Origin of the sequence: Saccharopolyspora aridisoli, from assembly GCF_004348445.1 — a bacterium.
Lineage (GTDB): Bacteria > Actinomycetota > Actinomycetes > Mycobacteriales > Pseudonocardiaceae > Saccharopolyspora > Saccharopolyspora aridisoli.
The window spans coordinates 61,048-82,892 of record NZ_SMKV01000014.1 but is presented as its reverse complement, the minus strand read 5'-3'; the positions used below and the strand labels follow the sequence as shown (position 1 = coordinate 82,892).

16 protein-coding genes are annotated in these 21,845 nt (G+C 70.6%); 7 read left to right on the top strand and 9 right to left on the bottom strand.

Annotated elements, in window-relative coordinates; all coding sequences use genetic code 11:
- Window positions 1-227: 227 nt before the first annotated feature.
- From E1161_RS13610 to E1161_RS13595, 4 genes are all read right to left on the bottom strand, one after another.
- Window positions 228-2,177 carry an FUSC family protein gene (locus E1161_RS13610; protein WP_235875006.1) on the bottom strand — a complete coding sequence of 650 codons (1,950 nt, stop codon included), beginning with the start codon at window positions 2,175-2,177 and terminating at the stop codon, window positions 228-230.
- 169 nt (window positions 2,178-2,346) lie between these two features.
- Complete coding sequence (thiD, locus tag E1161_RS13605) at window positions 2,347-3,180, bottom strand: bifunctional hydroxymethylpyrimidine kinase/phosphomethylpyrimidine kinase (RefSeq protein ID WP_132623279.1); 834 nt, start codon at window positions 3,178-3,180, stop codon at window positions 2,347-2,349.
- Between the two features lie 264 nt (window positions 3,181-3,444).
- Window positions 3,445-5,082, bottom strand: coding sequence for a phosphomethylpyrimidine synthase ThiC (gene thiC, locus E1161_RS13600; RefSeq protein WP_132623277.1), 1,638 nt, complete (start codon window positions 5,080-5,082; stop codon window positions 3,445-3,447).
- Between the two features lie 183 nt (window positions 5,083-5,265).
- Window positions 5,266-5,838 carry a peptide deformylase gene (locus E1161_RS13595; RefSeq protein WP_132623275.1) on the bottom strand — a complete coding sequence of 191 codons (573 nt, stop codon included), beginning with the start codon at window positions 5,836-5,838 and terminating at the stop codon, window positions 5,266-5,268.
- A gap of 293 nt (window positions 5,839-6,131) precedes the next feature.
- Between E1161_RS13595 and E1161_RS13590 the strand changes: the two genes are divergently transcribed.
- Entirely contained in the window at window positions 6,132-6,440 is a 309-nt protein-coding gene (locus tag E1161_RS13590; protein WP_235875014.1) for a DUF3263 domain-containing protein, read from the top strand.
- On the top strand, window positions 6,440-7,060 hold the full coding sequence (locus E1161_RS13585) for a LytR C-terminal domain-containing protein (protein ID WP_132623271.1): 621 nt from the start codon (window positions 6,440-6,442) through the stop codon (window positions 7,058-7,060). Before E1161_RS13590 ends, E1161_RS13585 begins: the two co-directional genes overlap by 1 nt.
- Before the next feature lie 83 nt (window positions 7,061-7,143).
- On the opposite strand, the gene E1161_RS13580 is transcribed toward E1161_RS13585, so the two are convergent.
- The 5 genes from E1161_RS13580 to moeA form a co-directional block, all read right to left on the bottom strand.
- The gene (locus E1161_RS13580; protein ID WP_132623269.1) at window positions 7,144-9,357 is read right to left on the bottom strand and encodes an AAA family ATPase; all 2,214 of its coding nucleotides are present in this window, start codon (window positions 9,355-9,357) and stop codon (window positions 7,144-7,146) included.
- Between the two features lie 122 nt (window positions 9,358-9,479).
- Complete coding sequence (gene pssA / locus E1161_RS13575) at window positions 9,480-10,412, bottom strand: CDP-diacylglycerol--serine O-phosphatidyltransferase (protein ID WP_132623267.1); 933 nt, start codon at window positions 10,410-10,412, stop codon at window positions 9,480-9,482.
- Window positions 10,409-11,122, bottom strand: a complete 714-nt coding sequence (locus tag E1161_RS13570) for a phosphatidylserine decarboxylase (RefSeq protein ID WP_132623265.1) — start codon at window positions 11,120-11,122, stop codon at window positions 10,409-10,411. Before E1161_RS13570 ends, pssA begins: the two co-directional genes overlap by 4 nt.
- A gap of 697 nt (window positions 11,123-11,819) precedes the next feature.
- Entirely contained in the window at window positions 11,820-13,778 is a 1,959-nt protein-coding gene (locus E1161_RS13565) for a M48 family metallopeptidase (RefSeq protein ID WP_132623263.1), read from the bottom strand.
- A 99-nt stretch (window positions 13,779-13,877) separates the two neighbouring features.
- A complete protein-coding gene (moeA, locus tag E1161_RS13560; protein WP_132623261.1) occupies window positions 13,878-15,122 on the bottom strand; it encodes a molybdopterin molybdotransferase MoeA in 1,245 nt (414 codons plus the stop codon).
- 194 nt (window positions 15,123-15,316) lie between these two features.
- Between moeA and E1161_RS13555 the strand changes: the two genes are divergently transcribed.
- From E1161_RS13555 to E1161_RS13530, 5 genes are all read left to right on the top strand, one after another.
- Complete coding sequence (locus E1161_RS13555; RefSeq protein ID WP_132623259.1) at window positions 15,317-16,000, top strand: TIGR00266 family protein; 684 nt, start codon at window positions 15,317-15,319, stop codon at window positions 15,998-16,000.
- Window positions 16,001-16,317: 317 nt separating this feature from the next.
- Window positions 16,318-16,521, top strand: coding sequence for a cold-shock protein (locus tag E1161_RS13550; RefSeq protein ID WP_132623257.1), 204 nt, complete (start codon window positions 16,318-16,320; stop codon window positions 16,519-16,521).
- Window positions 16,522-16,639: 118 nt separating this feature from the next.
- Window positions 16,640-17,839, top strand: a complete 1,200-nt coding sequence (locus E1161_RS13545; RefSeq protein WP_132623255.1) for a serine/threonine-protein kinase — start codon at window positions 16,640-16,642, stop codon at window positions 17,837-17,839.
- Between the two features lie 231 nt (window positions 17,840-18,070).
- Window positions 18,071-19,705 carry a chaperonin GroEL gene (gene groL / locus E1161_RS13535; protein ID WP_132623251.1) on the top strand — a complete coding sequence of 545 codons (1,635 nt, stop codon included), beginning with the start codon at window positions 18,071-18,073 and terminating at the stop codon, window positions 19,703-19,705.
- A gap of 139 nt (window positions 19,706-19,844) precedes the next feature.
- On the top strand, window positions 19,845-21,842 hold the full coding sequence (locus E1161_RS13530) for a beta-N-acetylhexosaminidase family protein (protein ID WP_165939789.1): 1,998 nt from the start codon (window positions 19,845-19,847) through the stop codon (window positions 21,840-21,842).
- The last annotated feature ends 3 nt before the right edge of the window (window positions 21,843-21,845 follow it).

Here is a 21,845-nt window from a genome sequence, read left to right as displayed (position 1 = left end):
TTCACCAGCTCCGTCGAATCGGTGAGCAAGAGGTCGAAGGTCGCCGACGACGTGCGCTCTGATCTCGCAGGTCTGCTGCCCGTTCATGCGGAGCCTCGCGCATCGGGGGCCGATGGCGATGGGACATCCCCGCAACTGGGGACTACGGCGTCTGACCGACCGCCGGGTCGGGGTTGTGCGAACCCAACCCGGCGGTCGGACTTCGCGCGGGGTTCGGGAGTCCCGGCCTAGCGGATGTGGAGGCGTTCGGGGCGGACGAAGCTGATCGTGTAGCTCTTCCAGGGGTTGTCGTAACCGAAGGTCCGGTCGATGGCCTGGCGGGCGTGGAGGGCGTTCTCGACCAGGGAGCTCGCGAGGAGTTCCGAGGCCGGTGCGCCGCTCGACGGGATGTCTGGGATCTTCGCCGTGGACTTGCCGCCGAGCAGGTCGTCGACCGCGCGCAGCGCCGGAACCGCGACCTCGCGCTCCTCGGCGGGGCGGAAGGCCAGCGTGGCGACGTCCTGGCGCAGCGCGTCGAGCGCGATCGCCGCGGCGCGGGTGGCGTGGTTGTCGTCGGTCTCCTCGCCGGTGCCGTCCAGCAGCGCGGGCATGCCCAGCAGGTCCTGGGTGCGGCGCAGCGCTAGCACGTTCGCGGACTGCAGCGCTCTCGGGAGATCGGCGCCCTGACCGGAGGCGCGGACGCTGCGCAGCAGCTCCGAGACCGACCAGACGGTGGAGCGGACCGCGCCGCGCACGTCCGGCACGATGCTGCTCGGCAGCACGAGGTAGCTCACGTAGCCGACGATCAGCGCGATCGCCGCGCCCACCGCCGTGTTGGCCGCGAAGCTGATGCCGACGTTGACCAGCGGGCGGTCCAGCGCCATCGCCTGATCCACCACGGTGATCACGATCACGCAGCCCAGCACCGCCTGGTACTCGGCGCGCAGCCTCGGCATGTTCAGCAGCATTCCGCCGATGACCAGCGGGATCAGCAGGTAGGCGCCCGGCAGCAGGGTGATCAGGATGGCCAGGGCGGTCACGCCCAGCACCGCGCCACCGGTGCGTTCCAGCGCGCCGGTCATGCTGTCGCGCGCCGCCGGAGCGAGCACCACGTACAGCGCGAGCAGCAGGCTCGACGCCGACGGGTCGCGCAGCAGCAGCACGATCACCATGCCGACCGCGACCGCCAGCGTGCAGCGCAGCGCGTGCCGGAACAGCGAGGACCGGAACGACAGGTGCGCGCGCACCGCGCCCAGCAGCCGTTCCCGCAGGGCGCCGTCCTCGGCGGGTGGCACCGGGCTCTCGTCGCGGTCGACCACGGCGGCGCGGATCCGGTCCAGGCCCTGGTTCACGCCGGCGACGGCGTCGGGCATGTCCTGCCGGCCGCCCCGGGCGATGACGGCCTGGGCGGGGGCGCGGCGGGCGGCCATCGGCAGGCCGGTGCAGGCGCGGGAGCGGATCGCGCGGGCGAGCTCGGCGGCGACCCGGTCGGCCTCGGCGACGATCTCGCGGAGCCGTTCGGCCTCGATGCGGTCGCTCTGCTGGGCTTGCGCGAGCAGCGTCTCGCGGGCGGCGCGGAAGCGGGCCGAACCCGCCAGGACCTGTCCGAGCCAGGTGCTGGAACCGTCGGCGCGCCACGCGGCGGCGGCTGATTCGAGCACGCCGGGACCGGGTGTCAGCAGCGTCCGGGCCACGGCGACGCGGGTCGCGTGCCCGGGGTCGCCGACCCCGATGATCATCCGCAGCAGCAGCGCGAACAGCCCGCCCGCGGCGGTCGAGGCCAGCAGGATCAGGAACGGCTGGTCGTTGCCGATGCCGGTCGTGGTGGTCACCAGGGTCGCGGCGGCGAAGATCTGCCCGCCGATGCGGTAGTGCTCACCCAGCGCGGGCAGCATCCCGGTGCCGAACACGACCACCGCGACGGCCAGTCCGGCCAGCACCGGGACCTTGGTCAACATCGGCCCGACGGCCATCATCAGCACCAGCACGGGCGTCAGCCACACGAACCTGCGCAGATCGGAGCGCAGCGCCTGACCGCTGGTGGCGGTCAGCGCCAGCACGGTGGTCAGCGCTCCCAACAGCACCGGCGTCTGCAGCTCGAAGAACCAGCCCGCGAACGTTCCGGCGATCACGGCGAGCACCACCAGCAGCACGTATTGGCGCTGCCGGGGGTCCGGCGCACCCGCCTCGGTGGCCATCCATCCCCGTGCCCTTGTCAACACCGCTCCAGCCACGCTCCCGCAAACCCCTGTCGTCCCTCGCCGCGCCCTCCAGGCCCACGCCTGGATTTGAGCCCCTCTTCGACATATGTCGGCGAGTAGCACCTAACGGGTTACAGGATGCGGACGAGAATCACTCAATGATTGGTCAGTACGAGCGAGGGCTGATCCGCCAGAAGGTTGAGACCGGTCCCACGCCGGAGCCGAGGGGGTAGGCCTCGGCGACGCTGCGGGTGACGAACCGCTTGCCGCCGCGCACCGCGTCCGGCATGGAGGCGCCCTTGGCCAGCGCGGCGGTGATCGCCGAGGCGAACACGTCACCTGCGCCGTGGGTGTGCTCGGTGGCGTAGCGCGGGCCGGGCAGCTCGATGGACTCCGTGCCGTTGAAGAGCAGATCGACGCACTCGGGGTCGTCGGGCAGGTGACCGCTCTTGATCAGCACCCACTCCGGCCCGAAGGCGTGGACCGCCTTGGCCGCGTCCAGCAGGTCCTCGCGGGTGCGCGCGTCGATGCCGGTGAGCAACCGCACCTCGTCGAGGTTCGGGGTGACCAGAGTGGCCCGGGGGAACGCCCGGTGGCGCAGCGCGTCGAGCGCGTCCGTCCGCAGCAGCGGCTCGCCGCTGCGCGACGCGGCCACCGGATCCACCACGAACGGCGTCCGGCCGCCGCGGCCGATCCCGTGCCGGTCGCAGGCGTCCAGGACGGCGTCGATGGTGGCGGCCGAGGCGAGCACCCCGGTCTTGGCCGCGCCGACGCCGATGTCGGAGGCCACCGCGTCGATCTGCGCGGCCACCGTCTCCGGTGGGATCTCCACCAGCCCGGTCACCCCGACGGTGTTCTGCACGGTCACGGCGGTCACGGCGGTCGTGCCGTGCACCCCGCAGGCGAAGAAGGTCCGCAGGTCGGCGTGCATGCCCGCACTTCCGCCGGAATCCGATCCGGCGATGGTCAGCGCGGTGGGCGGCGCGGTCTCGTCGTGCATTCCCAGGATGCTACGTGCCGCGTGATCCCCTCCGATCGCGTAGCCGCTGACGCCTCGGTGGCTTTTCGGGGGAGCTCGTGACCACGCAGGCCACGAGGTCGGCCGAGTCGGTGGGTGCGGTGCGTGAGGACAACGGCGCAGGAGGTGACCGCGGCTATCGCTGCCGCGGCAAGTCGGTCGAACTCGCCGCACCGTTCGACCCGAGCGTCCGCACTTAGATCTGAGGCGCTGGGGCGGCTCGGGGGAGCCGCCCCAGCCTCGCGATCAGTCGTTGGCCGCGAGCGGCAGGTAGACCTCGCCGCCGGTGCGGGTGAACTCCTCGGACTTCTCCGCCATGCCCGCCTCGATGGCCTCCACGCTGGTCAGACCGTGCTCCTCGGCGTACTTGCGGACGTCCTGGGTGATCTTCATCGAGCAGAACTTCGGGCCGCACATGGAGCAGAAGTGGGCCGTCTTCGCCGGTTCGGCGGGCAGCGTCTCGTCGTGGAAGGCGCGTGCGGTGTCCGGGTCCAGCGACAGGTTGAACTGGTCGGTCCAGCGGAACTCGAAGCGGGCGGTGGACAGCGCGTCGTCCCGCTCCTGGGCGCGGGGGTGGCCCTTCGCCAGGTCGGCGGCGTGCGCAGCGATCTTGTAGGTGATCACGCCGGTCTTGACGTCGTCCCGGTTCGGCAGGCCGAGGTGCTCCTTGGGCGTGACGTAGCAGAGCATCGCGGTGCCGGCCTGGGCGATCATCGCCGCGCCGATGCCGGAGGTGATGTGGTCGTAGGCCGGTGCGATGTCGGTGGTCAGCGGTCCGAGCGTGTAGAACGGTGCCTCACCGCACAGCTCCTCCTCCAGCCGCACGTTCTCCGCGATCTTGTGCATGGGCACGTGGCCGGGCCCCTCGATCATCACCTGCACGTCGTGCTCGCGGGCGATGTGGGTGAGCTCGCCGAGGGTTTCCAGCTCGGCGAACTGGGCGCGGTCGTTGGCGTCGGCGATCGAACCCGGACGCAGGCCGTCGCCCAGCGAGAACGTCACGTCGTAGGCGCGCAGGATCTCGCAGAGCTCGCGGTAGTGGGTGTAGAGGAAGCTCTCCCGGTGGTGCGCCAGGCACCAGGCCGCCATGATCGACCCGCCGCGCGAGACGATCCCGGTCACGCGCTGGGCGGTCAGCGGGACGTAGCGCAGCAGCACGCCCGCGTGCACGGTCATGTAGTCCACGCCCTGCTCGCACTGCTCGATCACGGTGTCCCGGTAGATCTCCCAGGTCAGCGAGGCCGGATCGCCGTCGACCTTCTCCAGCGCCTGGTAGATCGGCACGGTTCCGATCGGCACGGGGGAGTTGCGCAGGATGCGCTCGCGGGTCTCGTGGATGCGCTTGCCGGTGGACAGGTCCATCACGGTGTCGGCGCCCCACCTGGTCGCCCACACCATCTTCTCGACCTCCTCCTCGACGGAGGAGGTGACCGCGGAGTTGCCGATGTTGGCGTTGACCTTGACCAGGAAGTTCTTGCCGATGATCATCGGCTCGCTCTCCGGGTGGCACCGGTTCGCCGGGATCACCGCGCGGCCCGAGGCGACCTCGTCGCGCACGAACTCCGGCGAAACCCCTTCGCGGTGCGCGATGTACTCCATCTCGCGGGTGATCGCGCCCGCCTTCGCCCAGCCCAGCTGGGTGTTGTGCTCCCGTCCGTCGCGCCATCCCGCCCGCGTTCGAGGTAGTCCACTGTGGACGTCCACGGTGGTGTTGTCGTCGGTGTACGGCCCTGACGTGTCGTAGACGTCGAGGTGTTCACCGTTGGTCAGCTCGATGCGGCGGAACGGCACTTGCAGCCCGGACTCGGTGCTGCTGAAGACCTTTCGTGACCCCTCGATGGGTCCCGTGGTGATTCCGGATGCGTTCGGATGCACGTCGGCCATTGCCGTCCACTCCCTACGCCGGCATTACCCGGTCAGGTTCGTGCGGTCGGCGACCCCGGAGTTCTCCAGTCGCCCTCTCAGCCCGCTGTTGGTGCGAGCTCCCGCGGATTGACTTGTTCGTGGCCGAGGCTACGGGGGTGTCGGGCCGATGACAACAGTTTCATCCGTCCGGCCGCGCCCGGCTCACTCGGCGAACGGGTCGCCCATCTCCGCCGGGTCCCAGCTCAGACCGGGGACGCCCCACTCGTTGCGCTTGACCATCTTCTTGGCCGCGCGGGCGTGCCTGCCGGTGAGCCGGTCCAGGTAGACGTAGCCGTCGAGGTGATCGGTCTCGTGCTGCAGGCAGCGCGCGAAGAAGCCGGTCCCCTCGACCTCCACCGGATTGCCGTCCACATCGGACCCGGTGACCTTCGCCCAGCTCGCCCGTCCGGTCGGGTACGACTCGCCGGGGACCGACAGGCAGCCCTCCCAGTCGTCGTCCGGATCGGGCATCGTCTCCGGGACCTCCGAGGTCGTCAGCTCGGGGTTGATCACCAGGCCGCGGTGCTGCACGCCTTCGTCGTCCGGGCAGTCGTAGACGAACAACCGCAGGTCGACGCCGATTTGGTTGGCTGCGAGGCCCACCCCGTTCGCGGCTTCCATCGTCTCGAACATGTCCTCGACGAGAGTGCGCAGCTCCTCGTCGAAGCGCTCGACCCGGCGAGTCGGGTGGTGCAGCACGGGGTCGCCGTAGACGCGGATGGGGTGAACAGCCATGCGCGGACTCTATCCGGTTCCCCAGGTGGCCCGGCCGGGTGCGCTCTTGCGCGTGGAACAGGGTTCTGATCGGCTCACTGCCCGGATCACGGCATGGTTCAATTGGTCACCGGGAATGACAGCCGTGTGATTCTCCGCGACCGAATCGCGAGGCGAGGAGCCGGATGGACGCCGCTCAGATGCTGACCGCGCAGGAGATCGCCCGTCAGTGCGAACAACTCGCGCGCACGCACGGGCGTCAGCAGGCGCCGGAGCGCCGGCGGCTGTTCCTCGCCGAGCCGATCACCCAGCCCATCGAGCGGATCGTCGAACCGCCGGCGGACGAGCCCGAACCGGGCCCCGCGGGCCGAGATCTGACCGATCGGGAGCGGGGGATCCTCGCCTTCGAAGCGCAGTGGTGGAAGCGCTCGGGCAAGAAGGACATCGCGATCCGGGAACTGTTCGACATGTCCGCGTCGCGGTACTACCAGCTGCTCAACACGCTGCTGGATTCCCCCGCTGCGTTCAGCGCGGACCCTATGCTGATCAAGAGACTGCGCAAGGCACGGGCGGCCCGACAGCGCGCGAGGGCCGCTCAACGACTGGGAATCGAGTTGCACTGATGAGTGTTGGGGAACCGTCCGGCGGGCCCGGCGGGGCCAAGCTGATCGGCCTGGGCCTGATCGGAGCCGGCGTGCTCGCGGGCGTGTTCGGGACCGTGACCCTGATGTCCGGCGAGTCCTCGGACACCGCGCAGCCGCTGCCGCAGGAGCCCACCTCGCAGGTGCAGCCGCCGCCGAAACCCGCGCCGTCCCCGGTGGTACCGCCCGTGCAGCCCCCGGCGGCCCAGCCGCCGGTCGCCGAGAAGCCGCAGCCGGGTTCGGGCAACGCCCAGCCCCCGGGTTCGGGGCAGGACGTCCCGGTCGGTTCCGGCAAGGGCAGCGAGCAGATCATCGTGCGGGTCTACAACAACTCGACGATCTCCGGGCTGGCGCACCGCGCCGCCGAGGACCTGCGCAAGGCCGGGTACGACGTGCCCGAGGTCGGCAACTACGCCAAGGGCAAGATCCCGACCACCACCATCTACTTCCGCCCCGGCACGGACGAGGAGCGCCAGGCCAGGGAACTCGCCGTCCGCATCGGTGCCCGCGCCGACGTCCGCTTCGACGGGATACAGGACGCCACGCCGGGCCTGATCGCCATCATCACCAACGACTACAAGGGCCCTTCGACGGGGAAGTGATCTGTGGTCGGTTCGCGCCGCGGTGCGCGTAGCTCAGGCGGGGTGGAGGAAGGCGGCTGCGCGCTTGGCCGGCAAGTGAGCCGTCAGGACCGTTGGTTCTCCGCGTAGGCGGCGAGGGTTTCGAGTTGGGCCGGGTCCAGGGACGGGCGGACCGCCTCGCGAGCCGTGGCGAGGTGCGTGGCCGTGACCTCGGCCGCGGTGATGGATTCCCGCATGGCCGTGAGCGCTGCTTCGCGGACCAGGGCCGTGCAGTCGGCGGCCGAGTAGCCGTCGAGGGTTCCGGCCAGCTCCGCGAGGTCCACGTCATCGGACAGCGGGGTGTTCTTCACCGCCGCGGCGAGGATGGCCTGTCGGGCTTCGGCGTCCGGCGGCGGGACGTAGACGAGGCGTTCGAGGCGGCCGGGGCGAAGCAGGGCCGGGTCGATGAGGTCCGGGCGGTTCGTGGCGGCCAGCACGACGACGTCGCGCATCGGTTCCACGCCGTCGAGCTCGGTGAGCAGGGCGGCGACCACCCGGTCTGACACGCCGGAGTCCGAGGACTGGCCCCGTCGCGGGGCCAACGCGTCCACCTCGTCGAGGAAGACCAGCGCGGGCGAAGCGCCCCGGGCGCGCAGGAACAGCTCGCGGACAGCGCGCTCGGACTCGCCGACCCACTTGTCCATCAGCTCCGCGCCCTTGACGGTGAGCACGTTGAGCCGGCCGCTGCCCGCCAGCGCTCGCACGAGGTAGGTCTTGCCGCAGCCGGGAGGGCCGTAGAGCAGCACGCCGCGCGGAGGGTCCACTCCCAGGCGGGTAAACGAATCCGGGTACTGCAGCGGCCACAGCACCGTCTCGGTGAGGGCCTGCTTGACCTCGGTCATGTCGCCGACCTCGTCGAGGGTGAGCCCGCCGGTCTGCAGGTTGTCCGATGTGGACATCGAGATCGGCCGCACGGAGGTCAGCGCGTCCAGCAGGTCCTGACGGCTGATCCGCGGGTCGGCGGGGTCGTCGCGGTGCCGCAGCGCGGAGCCCAGCGCGGACTCCCGGCACAGCGCCAGCAGGTCGGCGGCGACGAAACCCGGCGTGCGCTCGGCGATCTCGTCCAACCGGATGTCCTCGTCGAGCGGGGCGCCGCGCAGCAGCACGCCGAGCAGGTCGGCGCGGGTGGCGTCGTCGGGCAATCCGATGGTGAGCTCGCGGTCGACCACGCCCGGTTCCCGCAGCCGCGGATCGACCGCCTGCGGGTTCGAGCTGGTGACGATCACGGTCAGCTCGTCGCGGCCGATGGCGTCACGAATCGTCTCCAGGGCGACGGTGGCCAGCGGCGGCGGGTCGGATTCCGGCAGCAGCGCTTCGACGTCGGTGAGCAGCAGGACCGCGTCACCGGAGGCGGCGGTGGCGCGGTCGACGGCCTCCCGCAGCCGGTTGGCGGCGGAGCGCGCTTCCAGGGCGGCGATGGTCGGGGCGGCGACCTCGACGAGCTCCACGCCGATCTCGGCGCACACGGCGCGCACCAGCGTGGCCTTGCCGACTCCGGGCGGGCCGCTGATCAGCGCGCCCAGCCGGGGTTCGGCGCCGAGCCTGCGCAGCAGCTCGGGCTGGTCGAAGGCCAGCCGGAGCCATTCGGTCAGGCGGCGCGCGGTGTCGCGCGAGCCCACCAGGTCGGCCACCGGTACGGGTGCGTGCTGCTCGTCGACGGGCTCGGGAGCCGTCGGCTGCGAAGTGGGCTCGGGTGAGGCGGAGCGGTTCTCGGACGTCGCGCCGTCCAGCCACTCGACCACTGTGGAGGTTTGGACGGCCACGGTTCCGGCGGGCTCGGTCGCGGCGACGGTGATCAACTCGTTGGTCCAGGTCAGGCCGATGGCGGCCGACATCTGGCGCCGCACCTCACCTGCGCGGGACGAGGAGGACGGGGAGAGGTCCTGCGGCAGAAGCGACACCGCGTCGCCGACGGAGAAGACCTTGCCGGTCAGCGCCAGCCGGGCCGTCTCGGGCGAGACGGTCGCCCGCGCCATCCGCGAGCCGGTGATCGAGACCCGCTTGGCGACCTCCACCTGCGCCGGGGCGACGGCCACGGACGAGCCCTCGGCCACCCCGAGGTTGAGCAGCGCGACGTCGTCGAGCAGCAGGAACCCGGTCGGTGAGGTGCTCTCCGCGGCGGCGGCCAGGGCGACGGTTTCGCGCGCGCCGGTGAGGCGCACCGCGCTCCACGGTCGCAGGCCCAGGGCGTCCAGCACTTCGGGGTGCAACCGCACGACCCCGCGCCGGGTGTCGCGGGCGGACGTGGAGACGCGGGCGGTCAAGCTGATCGAAGCCACCCCACCGACCCTAGCCGCTCACAGCGGAGACGACGTGGTCAGCGGCGGTGGGCAACCGGCAGTCCGCCCCTGATCGATGTCCCTCTTCGCCTGGACGGTTCGGACCAGAACTGCCCGTTGCCTCAGTAGTCGTCGCGATTGCGGCGGAGTTCGAGGCGGCGCCAGCTGCGCCGGGGGTGTCCCGGCCCGGTGGGGCGCCGGGGGAGTCGCACTCGACGCGCGGCACCGGCCACGCTGCGGCGCAGCGGAGGGCGGATGCCCAGGCGGCGCTGGGTGCTGCGGCGGATCGCCCGGCGCTCCCGGGGAGCGGCGTCCCATGCCTCCGGGTGCCGCGAGAGCCACTGGTAGCGGTAGACCGCGTAAGGCACGTGCAGCAGGTACAGCACCATCGCGACGGCCAGCGAGATCAGCGGGAACACCACGACCAGCGCGGCCAGCAGCGCGACGCCCACCAGCAGCGGGGCCACGAGCTCCGGCGGAACCTTCACCGTCTTCAGCGACAGCGTGGGCACCCGGCTGACGGCCAGCGCGGCGATCAGCACCATCCACACCATGACCACGCTCTGGTTGGCCCACCAGCCCGGGTAGCCGAAGTGCGCGGTCAGGGCGAGCGGCAGCAGCGCCAGCAGCCCGGCCGCGGGGGCGGGCACGCCGACGAAGAACTCCTTGGTGAACGGCGGCTGCTCGGCGTCGTCGAGCAACGTGTTGAACCGGGCGAGCCGCAGCACCATGCAGACCGCGAAGATCAGCGACACCACCCAACCGGCCCGGTTGTCCTGCATGTGCCAGGCGTAGAGCGTCAACGCCGGGGCCACGCCGAAGGACATCGCGTCGGCCAGCGAGTCCAGCTCGGCCCCCATCTTGGAGGTGGCGTCGAGCAACCGGGCGATCCGGCCGTCGAGGCCGTCGAGCACCGCAGCGGCGGCGACGGACCCGATAGCGAAGGTCAGCTGCCCGTTCAGGGCGAACTGGATCGCGGAGAGGCCCGCGCACATCGCCAGCACGGTGATCGCATTGGGCAGCAGCCGGACGCCGGGGGTGGTCCGCATGCTCATCGGTCGCGCTTCCCCCTGGGCAGTTCGGCGAGCGGGGTCTCGCCGCCGATGGTGCGCTGCCCGGGCTCGACCAGGACCTTGCTGTCGGCGGGGACGTAGAGGTCCACGCGGGAGCCGAACCGGATGAGGCCGTAGGTGGCGCCGGTGGTCACGGTGTCGCCCTCGGCGACCTCGCAGACGATGCGGCGGGCGACGAGCCCGGCGATCTGCACGACGGCGACGCGGGTGCCGTCCTGGGATCGGATGGCCACCGAGTTGCGCTCGTTGTCCTCGCTGGCCTTGTCCAGGTCGGCGGAGAGGAACTTGCCCGGCCGGTAGACGACCTTGTCGATCTTGCCGCTGACCGGGACGCGCTGGACGTGCACGTCGAAGATGGTCAGGAAGGTGCTGATGCGGATCATCGGCGTCTCGCCGAAGCCGAGCTCGGCCGGCGGGACGGCGCTCTCGACGTGCGCGACGGCGCCGTCGGCGGCGGCAACGGCCAGGCCCTCGCGGGTCGGGGTGGTGCGTGCCGGCTCGCGGAAGAACCACGCGCACCAGGCGGTGAGCACGGCGCCGACCACGCCCAGCGGGCGCCAGATGCGGCGGAGCACCAGCGTGGCGACGGCGGCGCCGATGACGAACGGCCTGCCTGCCGGGTGCATCGGCGGAACGGTGTCCTTGGCCAGCGCGATGAGGTGCGCCAGCGGGCTCTCTTGGGTGCTGCTCATCGAGGTAGTCGCGCCCCTGCGTCGGAGGTCATGTCAGCGCGGCGCGGTAGTCCTGCGTGCGCCGTAGACGTACAGCATCGCGGACGCCTCGTTCACACCGTCGCCAGGGGGCGCAGTCGATCAAGAACAACCCGCATGACCTGCACGTATCTGAAGCGGAATGCTACCGCCCACACACCCAGTGAGTCACACGTACGGGTGAACTCACCCGCCAGGCGAGCGGCGAAGGCGCTCTCTCAGCGCCCCACCCGAGCAACTCGCACCGCCGGGGTTCTGGCCGTGCGTGGCGAGCGCGCCGCGACGCCGTGCACTGGCTGGCATGCATCAGGAGTGGCGCGCGGAGTCCACGGCGCGGCTTAGGTTCCCCCACCCGCACCGCCAGCAGGATGACCACGACCGGCGGGAACAAGAACAAAGAGGCCGTTCGGCGCCTCCCCGTAGGTGCCGAACGGCCTCTTTGATTTCGGGTCCGTGCGCCCCCCGACGGCGCACGGCCCTCTTATCGCGGTCCGCGACACCCGGCAAGCGAGGTGCCGTTGCGGACACGAAGGGGAAGGACGTGATCAACGTTTCGTGACGCAGTTTCTAGTGTAATTGAGTTCACAGCATCTCCGTAGCCGCTAACGGAGGACGTTGGGAACGCCTTCAGTAACTCCGCGTCAACAGGACGTCTACCGGCTCCACGTCAGGGTGGCGGTCATTCCAGGGACAGGGCGGGTTCGTCCAGCTCCATGCGGGCTCCCATCAGCTCGGTCAGCCCGTGGTACGGATCTCCGTGCTCGATCCCGTCGGCGGTGCTGCTCAGGGTCAGCACCGACACGCCGTCGTCGCTGCCCGGGGCCACGCGCACCTCGTCGAGCGTCGACATCGCGTACTCGTCGAGGTAGAGGTCCAGCTCCAACGACCAGCCGGACTTCTCCTCGTCGAGGCGGGCGCTGGCCACGTCGCGGCTGTCCACCCACTGCGCTCCGGAGCGCTCCCGCAGCTCGTTGATCGGTCGCGAGGCCAGCTCGCTGAGCTGTTCCTGCTCGGCTTCCCTGAGCCGGGCCAGGGTGCCCGCGAGCAGCCGTTTCGCGGCGCTGGCGTCGCTGGGGAGCAGCAACAGGCCGCGGTCGCTGACCAGCAGGTCGTAGGCCTCGCCGGAGCACTGCACCGGACTGACGATCCCGGACAGCGACGGCTCCGGCTCCTCGGCGGGCTCGCGGGTGTGGTGCAGCGGGACGCCCAGGTCGACCAGCACCCGGTGCAGTCCGGGGATGAGCCGCGGGTCGGCGACGGCGGGGCGGACCAGGCGGTCGGGGTCCAGCGGCCGGCCGTTGACCAGTCGCACCGCGGGCGGGCCGCCCCAGTCGAGTTCGTGGTGGGCGCGGCGGGCGCAGATCAGCGCGTCGATGACGGTGCAGCCGAGCAGTTCGGTGAGCGTGTCCTCGGCCGTCTGGTCGATCGTCGACGGGTGCAGGCCCGGGTTGAGCACGGGGTTGACGAGGTCGCGGCCGTGGCCGCGGTGGATGGCGGCGAGGACGCCCTGGATCGTCGGGTCCACGCCCAGCCCGCACTTGTGGGCGGCCGCGCTGAGCTGCGCGGCCTTCTCGGCGGACTGGGCCGCTCCGGCCTGCCGGACGACCTCCGACCACGGCATCCGGGGGCCGAGCGAGTCCACCAGCAGCCGGTCCTCCAACTCGGGAACGGCGTTGCGCGGCTTGCGCAGGATCGCGAACGCCGGGCGCTCGTCGGCCTCCTGGTCGGCGGCCTTGAGGCGCTTCATCAGCTCGACCCTGGCGCGCACCGGTAACTCGCCGAGCTCGTCGGCGATGGTCTGCTTGGCACGCTCGGCCAGCGCGGGTTTGCGCGCCGGGTGGTCCATGAAGTTGCGGAAGCCCAGCAGCACGTCGGGTGCGTGGCCGATGCTGGCGGCCATGCTCAGGTACGCGTCGGCGTACTCGCGCCAGCCGAGCTCGACCGCGACGGACTTGCGCAGCGCCATCACCGCGGTCCGCTTGCCCGCGACGCGCACCGCTGCGGCGTCCCCGGCGAGCACGAGCTCCTTGGTGGTGGTGACCGCGATGGCGGTGAACAACCGCGCGTACCCGACGAAGAGCCACTTCACCGGGCCGGTCGTGAGCCCGTCGACGGTGCGCTGGACGCTGGCCAGCACCCGGTGAGCGGTCACCGTCAGCCTGCTGCGACCGGTGAGGCGGCCGACCGCGTGCGCCAGCGACGCACCGAGTTCGGAGGTGGTCAGCGCCGCCAGCATCGGCAACCCGATCTCCAGGTACCGGGTGCGGGTGCGCAGGCCGAGCAACGCGGTGTCCTCGCGGATGGCGACGCCCGGCTCGGAGGTGATGCGGACTTCGTCGGGCAGCGGGGAGTCGGTGGCGTCGACGAGCTGGTCGATCGTGCGCCACAGGTTGGGTTGGGAGACCCGGTCCACGGGCACGCCGCGCGGGCGGACCCGGTTGCGCAGCACCGCCCGCAGGCCGATGGCGAAGATCGCGCCGACGACGACGGCGGCGAAGGCGACCTTCATCCCTCCGACGGTGTCGCGGCGGAAGGTCATGCCCGCCATCATCAGCAGGCCGGCGACCAGGCCGAGGGACACGACGAAGAAACCGATGTGCAACGCCAGCGCCAAGGCGGCGCGCCAGGGGCCACGCACGTGCAAAACTCCGGAGGGGAAGTGGAAGGTCGGACTCGCAGTCTTCGCGACCGGAAGTCGAACCGTCAACGATGGTGTGACAAGCGATATCGACTTGAACTAGTCCAGCAACACCACGTCCACAGTGGACCCAGCTTGCAACTCGGTCACGTCCTCCGAAATCGCCAGCAGGCAGTTCGCCTTCGCGAGGCTGCCCAGCAGGTGTGAACCCGGGGCTCCTTGCAGGCTGACCTCGCCGGAAACCGGGTTGAACACCCCGCGCCGGAATTGCTGCCTGCGCGAGGGAGCTGTCAGCGACTCGGCCAGCACCGCCTGCCGCTGGTGCCGCGTGGTCGTGGCATGCCCGGCCGCGGCCAGCATCGCCGGACGCACGAAGACCTCGAACGAGACCATCGAGCTCACCGGGTTGCCGGGCAGCGTGACCACCGCGAAGGCGTCCCGGTAGCGGCCGCATCCCTGCGGCATGCCCGGCTGCATCGCGACCTTGGTGAACTCCACGCCGTTGCCGGCCAGGGCGTCCTTGACCACCTCGTACGCCCCGGCGCTGACTCCTCCCGAGGTGATCAGCAGGTCGGCGGAGTCCAGGTGAGCCTGCAGCACCTCGTGGAAGGCGTCGACGTCGTCGGGTACGAAGCGCAGCATCGTCGGCTCACCACCGGCCTCCTGCACGGCAGCGGCGAGCATCAGCCCGTTGGACTCGTAGATCTGCCCGAGCTGCAGCTCTTCCCCGGGCGCTACCAGCTCCGAGCCGGTCGAGAGCACCAGCACCCGCACCGGTCGGTGCACGGGCAGCTCAGCGATGCCGACGGCGGCGGCCACGCCCAGCTGCGCGGCGCCCAGCCGGGTGCCCGCGGTGAGCACGGTCGTGCCCTCGGAAACGTCCTCGCCCGCGCGGCGCACGTGGGCGCCCGGCTGCACGGAACCGAACAGCGCCACCGTCTCGGTGCCCGCGTCGGTGCGCTCCACCGGGATCACCGCGTCGGCGCCCGGGGGCAGCTGCGCGCCGGTCATGATCCGGTGCGCGGTGCCGGGCTGCAGCGGCGGCACGTCCACCCGGCCGGCCGGGACGTCCTCGGAGACCGGCAGCTTCACCGGCTCGTCCTGCGTCGCCTCGGTCAGATCGACCGAGCGGACCGCGTAGCCGTCCATCGCGGAGTTGCTGAACGGCGGCAGCGGGATCGGGGCGACCAGGTCCTCGGCCAGGGCCAGGCCGAGGCAGTTCTGCAGCGGACGGGTCTCGACCGGCGTGCGGGTCAGCAGCGAAGCGACCTTCGCCCGGTGATCGGCGACCGACGTCAGCTCGTGGGCGGGGTTGTTGGACGACACGCACGCATCATCTGTCATGGGTGCCCGTCGTGTCGCCATCGGCGTGGGATTGGTCGCTCCTCGGCGCGATGGCACAATGCCCCGTTCTCCGTGCGCCGCAACCCGAGCACCGGTTCTCCGGGTGGTGGCGCGGACTTCCCCCAGGCTCGGAGCCAGCTACATAGAATCGCCGTGCCCACGCCGACCGGTGGGGCCCTGAAGGGGGTTGTGCTGTGCAGGTCCGTACTCGTCACACGCCGTCGTACGGGGTCGCCCGGTTGATGCTGGCACCGGGGGAACCGGTGCGGGTGGAGTCCGGTTCGATGCTGGCCACCAGCTACGGCGTGACCGTCGAATCGCGCGCGCAGGGCGGTTTCTTCAAGTCGCTTGCCCGATCCGCGCTGGGCGGCGAATCGTTCTACGTCTCCACCTACACGGCGCCGCAGCAGGGGGGCTGGGTCGACGTGGCGCCGACGCTGCCCGGTGATCTCAACGTGCTGGAGCTCGACGGCCGGGTCGGCTGGTGCGTGACGAGGGGTTGCTGGGTGGCCTCGGCGAGCACGGTGCAGGTCGAAACCCAGTGGGGCGGTTTCCAGAACCTCTTCGGCGGCGAGGGCGGCTTCCTCACCCGGGTCAGCGGGCACGGCTCGGCGGTGGTGGCCTGCTACGGCGCGCTGGACGTGGTCACCCTGCAGCCCGGCGAGTGCATCACGATCGACACCGGTCACGTCGTCGCCTACGCCGACACGGTGCAGAGCCAGCTGCGGCAGATGAACCAGGGCGTGGCGCAGTCGCTCAAGAGCGGCGAAGGCCTGGTCTTCGACTTCGCCGGGCCGGGACAGGTGCTGACGCAGACCCGCAACCCGCGCGGCCTGGTCGGTTGGCTGCGGGCGAATGGCCTCGGTCCGCGTTCCTGATCAGCGCGTTGGAAATGATCGCTCATCGCGCCGGACCGCGATTGGTCTGACCCATTCGCTCCGATCGTCATCGTGATCGGTTTCCCGTCGGGAGCATTCGTTGCCGTTTTTTCGTCCGGGTTTGAAAGCGATTGCGACAGTCGGGGGAATTAGCTCCCGTTGATGACGGAACGTGTCCGGAGAAGCCACTCGTTCGGCCCAGCGCTTAACGGAAAAGTCGTATTGCTGGACCCGCGACGAGCCCGATTTTCCGGAGTAGTGTGGCCGATGCTCCAGCGGCGCTAGCGTCGTGCATCACATTTCTTGAGGAGGACGCCGTGGCGGTCGGCACGGTCAAGTGGTTCAACTCGGAGAAGGGCTACGGATTCATCGCGACGGACGGTGGATCCGATGTGTTCGTCCATTACTCCGCAATCGACATGTCTGGTTTCCGCACCCTTTCTGAAGGGGATCGGGTCGAATTCGAGGTGAAAGCCGGCCGTGATGGCCGAACTCAAGCCGACGGCGTTCGCAAGGTCTGAAGAGAACTTCGCACCAGGTCGTCGTGCGGCCCGGTTCTCCTGGTGGGAACCGGGCCGCAGCGCGCCATCCCGCGAAACCTGCACCCGCACGTGATCTCAGCCGGTTAGGCTTCGTGACGTGTCGGAAGATTTGACCGGTCGCAGGCTCGGCCACTACAAGATCGACGGCGTGCTCGGTCGCGGTGGGATGAGCGTGATGTACCGCGCCACCGACGTCCGGCTCGGCCGCAAGGTCGCTCTGAAGGTGATGGGGGAGCACATCACCGGCGACGCGGAGTTCCGCGAGCGCTTCGTCGACGAAGCCCGCAACACCTCGGCGATCGACCACGCGAACATCGTGCCGCTGTACGACTTCGGCGAGGTCGACGGCATGCTGTTCATCGCGATGCGGCTGGTCGAGGGCACCGACCTCGCCGGGCTGATCTCCGATGGGCCGATCTCGCCGAAGCGCAGCTTGGAGCTCCTCGGGCAGATCGCCGAAGCGCTGGACATGCTGCACGAGCGCGGCCTGGTGCACCTCGACCTCAAACCGGCCAACGTGCTGGTCACCTCGCGCGAGTCGTCGCACGAGCACGTCTACCTCGCCGACTTCGGGCTGACCCGGCGCGGCGCGACCGGCCACCGCACGTCCTCCGGGGACTTCCTGGGTTCGCCGACCTACGCGGCTCCCGAGCACCTGCGCGGCGAGCCGGTCGACGGCCGCACCGACCAGTACGCGTTGGCCTGCATGCTCTTCGCCTGCCTGACCGGGCGTCCGCCGTTCCCGGGCTCGGTCCAAGAGGTCATCCAGGGGCATCTGGGCGCCGAGCCGCCGACGCCCGGATCGCTGGTGCTTCTGCCGCCGCCGATCGACGAGGTCCTGCGCCGGGGCATGTCCAAGCGCGGCGACCAGCGCTACGCGAGCTGCCAGGACCTGATCGCCGCTGCCCGCGGCGCGCTCGGCCCGGCCGCCGGGGAGGCACCGGCGCCGCCGCGCGTCGCGCAGCAGCCGGTCCCACCGCCGCCCGCGAACCCCGCTTCCCAGCCGTTCCCGCAGCAGATGCCCCAGCAGGCCGGGCCGTACCCGCAGCAGTCCTACCCCGGCTACCAGCAGCAGCCGGTGCGGCTGCGGCCGCCGATGCCCGCCGGGTCCTCGTCGTTCACCAGGACGTCGTCGGGCGGTGCGGCGAAGTGGATCGTGCCGGTGCTGGTGGGCGTCGCGCTGCTGGTGATCGTGCTGCTGTTCGTGGCGATGGCCACGTCCGGGAGCGGTTCGGGCTCCGGGAGCACGCCTTCGACCGCCGAGTTGCCCACGTCGGTGCCGACCGCCGACGGGTGAGACCGAGGCACGACGCTTGCACTCGCCATCGGTGAGTGCTAAACACGGTACTGGCACTCATCAAGGTTGAGTGCCAGGTCGGGACGGTGAGGTCGTTCCGGCGGCGCCACATGACGGCGTCGTCGCGCGATCGTCCGTCGCGGGCACCGAGCCTGGCCGAGCAGAGTCCTGCCGTCGTGCACGCCCCAGTGTGCACCGTCGGCGTCCAGACAGGTGGAGGACCACACCGCAATGGCCAAGATGATCGCGTTCGACGAGGACGCCCGCCGCGGTCTTGAGCGCGGCATGAACACCCTCGCCGACGCCGTCAAGGTGACGCTCGGCCCCAAGGGCCGGAATGTCGTGCTCGAGAAGAAGTGGGGCGCGCCGACCATCACCAACGACGGCGTCTCGATCGCCAAGGAGATCGAGCTCGAGGACCCGTGGGAGAAGATCGGGGCCGAGCTGGTCAAGGAGGTCGCGAAGAAGACCGACGACGTCGCGGGTGACGGCACCACCACCGCCACCGTGCTCGCCCAGGCCCTGGTTCGCGAGGGTCTGCGCAACGTCGCGGCCGGCGCCTCCCCGATCGCTCTGAAGAAGGGCATCGAGAAGGCCACCGAGGCGATCGCCGAGCAGCTGCTCAAGAACGCCAAGGAAATCGAGACCAAGGACCAGATCGCCGCCACCGCTGCGATCTCCGCTGGCGACCGCCAGATCGGCGAGCTCATCGCCGAGGCGATGGACAAGGTCGGCAAGGAAGGCGTCATCACCGTCGAGGAGAGCAACACCTTCGGGCTCGAACTCGAGCTCACCGAGGGCATGCGCTTCGACAAGGGCCTCATCTCGATGTACTTCGTGACTGACACGGAGCGCATGGAGGCCGTCCTCGACGACCCGTACATCCTCCTGCTGAGCAGCAAGATCTCCAACGTCAAGGACCTCCTCCCGCTGCTGGAGAAGGTCATGCAGGCCAACAAGCCGCTGCTGATCATCGCCGAGGACGTCGAGGGCGAAGCCCTGTCGACCCTGGTGGTCAACAAGATCCGCGGCACCTTCAAGTCCGTCGCCGTCAAGGCCCCGGGCTTCGGCGACCGCCGCAAGGCGATGCTGCAGGACATGGCCATCCTCACCGGTGGTCAGGTCATCAGCGAAGAGGTCGGCCTCAAGCTGGACACCGCTGACCTGAGCCTGCTGGGCCAGGCTCGCAAGGTCGTGGTGACCAAGGACGAGACCACCATCGTCGAGGGTGCTGGCGACGACGAGCAGATCGCCGGCCGGGTCAACGAGATCCGCGCCGAGATCGAGCGCTCGGACTCCGACTACGACCGCGAGAAGCTGCAGGAGCGCCTGGCCAAGCTGGCCGGCGGTGTTGCGGTCATCAAGGCCGGTGCGGCGACCGAGGTCGAGCTCAAGGAGCGCAAGCACCGCATCGAGGACGCGGTCCGCAACGCCAAGGCCGCGGTCGAGGAGGGCATCGTCGCCGGTGGTGGCGTGGCTCTGCTCCAGGCCGCGCAGACCGCTTTCGACGGCCTCAAGCTCGAGGGCGACGAGGCGACCGGTGCCAACAGCGTGAAGCTGGCCGTCGAGGCTCCGCTCAAGCAGATCGCGGTCAACGCCGGTCTCGAGGGTGGCGTCGTCGCGGAGAAGGTCAAGAACCTCACCTCCGGTCACGGCCTCAACGCCGCGACCGGCGAGTACGAGGACCTGGTGCAGGCCGGCGTCATCGACCCGGCCAAGGTCACCCGCTCGGCGCTGCAGAACGCCGCGTCGATCGCCGCGCTGTTCCTGACCACTGAAGCCGTGGTCGCGGACAAGCCGGAGAAGGGCGGGGACGCGGCTGCCGCCGCCGACCCGACCGGTGGCATGGGCGGCATGGGCTTCTGAGTCCAGCCCCAAGCTGAGAAGGGCCGTCCCCGCGGGGGCGGCCCTTCTGCTTGCGTCAGACGGGGCAAGGCGACCCGGTCGGGTCATCTTCCCGTGTGTTGAACTGGGGGCGTCGCCCGAGGATTGGATGGGGAGCTCGATGCGCGGTTTTTCCAGGTCGTTCGCGGTGTGCGTGGCCGGGGTGATGGCCTTGGCCGGCTGCACGAACTCCGCGCCCCCACCGGAGCGGCCTGCCCCGCAGAGCTCCGACGCGCTGCCAGGTGAGGGAGTGCCGTCGTTGGTGCCGCAGCCGGAGCTGCTCGACAGGCTCGGCGACGACGTCGCGGTCCGCGGGAAGGTCGAGGTCGTGGTGGACCCGCTGGTCGACCGGCAGACCAAGGACCTCGCCAAGCAGGTGCTCGAACTCGCCGGGGCCGACGAGGTCGCGATCCGCGAACCGGGCGCTCCCGCAGCGGATGCCTCACTGCGGGTGCGGATCGGCGAGCGCACCTCGCCGACCGTGGTCAAGGGTTTGCAGGAGACGCGCATGAACGCCCCGGTCCCGATGGAGGAGGAGGCGTACGCGCTCGCGGTGCGCCCGGACACCGAGTTCGAGGTGTTCATCGGCGCCTCCGACCCGGCCGGGGCCTACTACGGGGTGCAGACGCTGCGGCAGCTCGTCTCGCCCGGCCGCATCGCGGGCGTGACCGTGCTGGACCGGCCGGCCATGCCGCTGCGCGGCGCGATCGAGGGCTTCTACGGCCCGCCGTGGACGCACCAGGAGCGGATGGACCAGCTGGCGTTCTACGGCGACGTCAAGCTCAACACCTACATCTACGCGCCCAAGGACGACCCGTACCACCGCGAGAAGTGGCGTGAGCCCTACCCGGCGCGGGAGCTCGGGGAGGTTCGGGAGCTGATCCGGCAGGCCGGTGCGCACCACGTGAAGTTCACCTTCGCGCTCTCGCCGGGGAACTCCATCTGCTACAGCGATCCGCGGGATCTCCACGCGCTGCAGGCGAAGTTGCAGGCCATGTACGACGAGGGCATCCGCGACTTCTCGCTGCCGCTGGACGACATCTCCTACACGCGCTGGAACTGCGCCGGTGACGAGCGCGCCTACGGCCGTCCCTCGGAGGGCTCGGCCGGGCGGGCGCAGGCCGACCTGCTCAACAAGGTGCAGCGCGAGTTCGTCGACACCCACCCCGGGGTGGCGCCGCTGCAGTTCGTGCCCACCGAGTACTCCGATGTCGAGGACTCGGAGTACAAGAAGGCGATCCGCGAAGCGCTTGACCCGAGGGTGCTCGTGATGTGGACCGGTGACGGCGTGATCCCGCGCCAGATCACCGCTTCCGACGCCCAGCAGGCCGAAACCGTTTGGGGCCGCAAGGTTTTCCTGTGGGACAACTACCCGGTCAACGACTTCGACGGCTCGCGCGGCCGAATCATGCTCGGCTCCTACGACAAGCGCGAGCGCGGGCTCAGCGATCAGCTGGCCGGAGACGTGGTCAACCCGATGAACCAGGCGGCGGCGAGCAAGGTCGTGGAGATCGGTGCGGCCGATTTCGCCTGGAACGACGAGGACTTCGACCCGCAGCGGGCCTGGCGGGCCGCCGCCGAGTACCTGGCGGGCAAGCGGTTCGCCGGTGATTCGCCCGGTGTGCAGGCTGACCCGGCGACGCGGGAGGCGCTGCTGGCGTTCTTCGACCTGGAGCACATGGCCCCGGTGGCCGGCGGTTCGGCCTGGCTGCCGCCCGCTCCGGAGCTCTCCCGGCGTCTCGACGCGTTCCGCGCGGCGTGGGCGGGTGGCGACCGCCGCGCGGCGGTGCGGGACCTGCGGGCCTACGCGGAGCTCGTCGCCAACGCCCCGGAGCGCATCCGCGCCGGGGCACCGAGGGACTTCGTCACCGACACCGATCACTGGCTGACCGCGACCGACCAGTGGGGTCAGGCCCTGCTCGCGACGGCCGACGGCCTGCGAGCCCGGGCTTCCGGTGATGAGGCGATGGCCAACGCGCGCTTCGACGAGGCGCGCTGGGCGGTGGACGCGGCCGAGCGCATCCGCTCGACGACCGCGGAGGTCCGCCCGGCGGGCCAGGTCCTGGTCGCCGACGGAGTCCTCGACAGGTTCCTGGCCGAAGCTCCCGGCCTGCGGTGATCA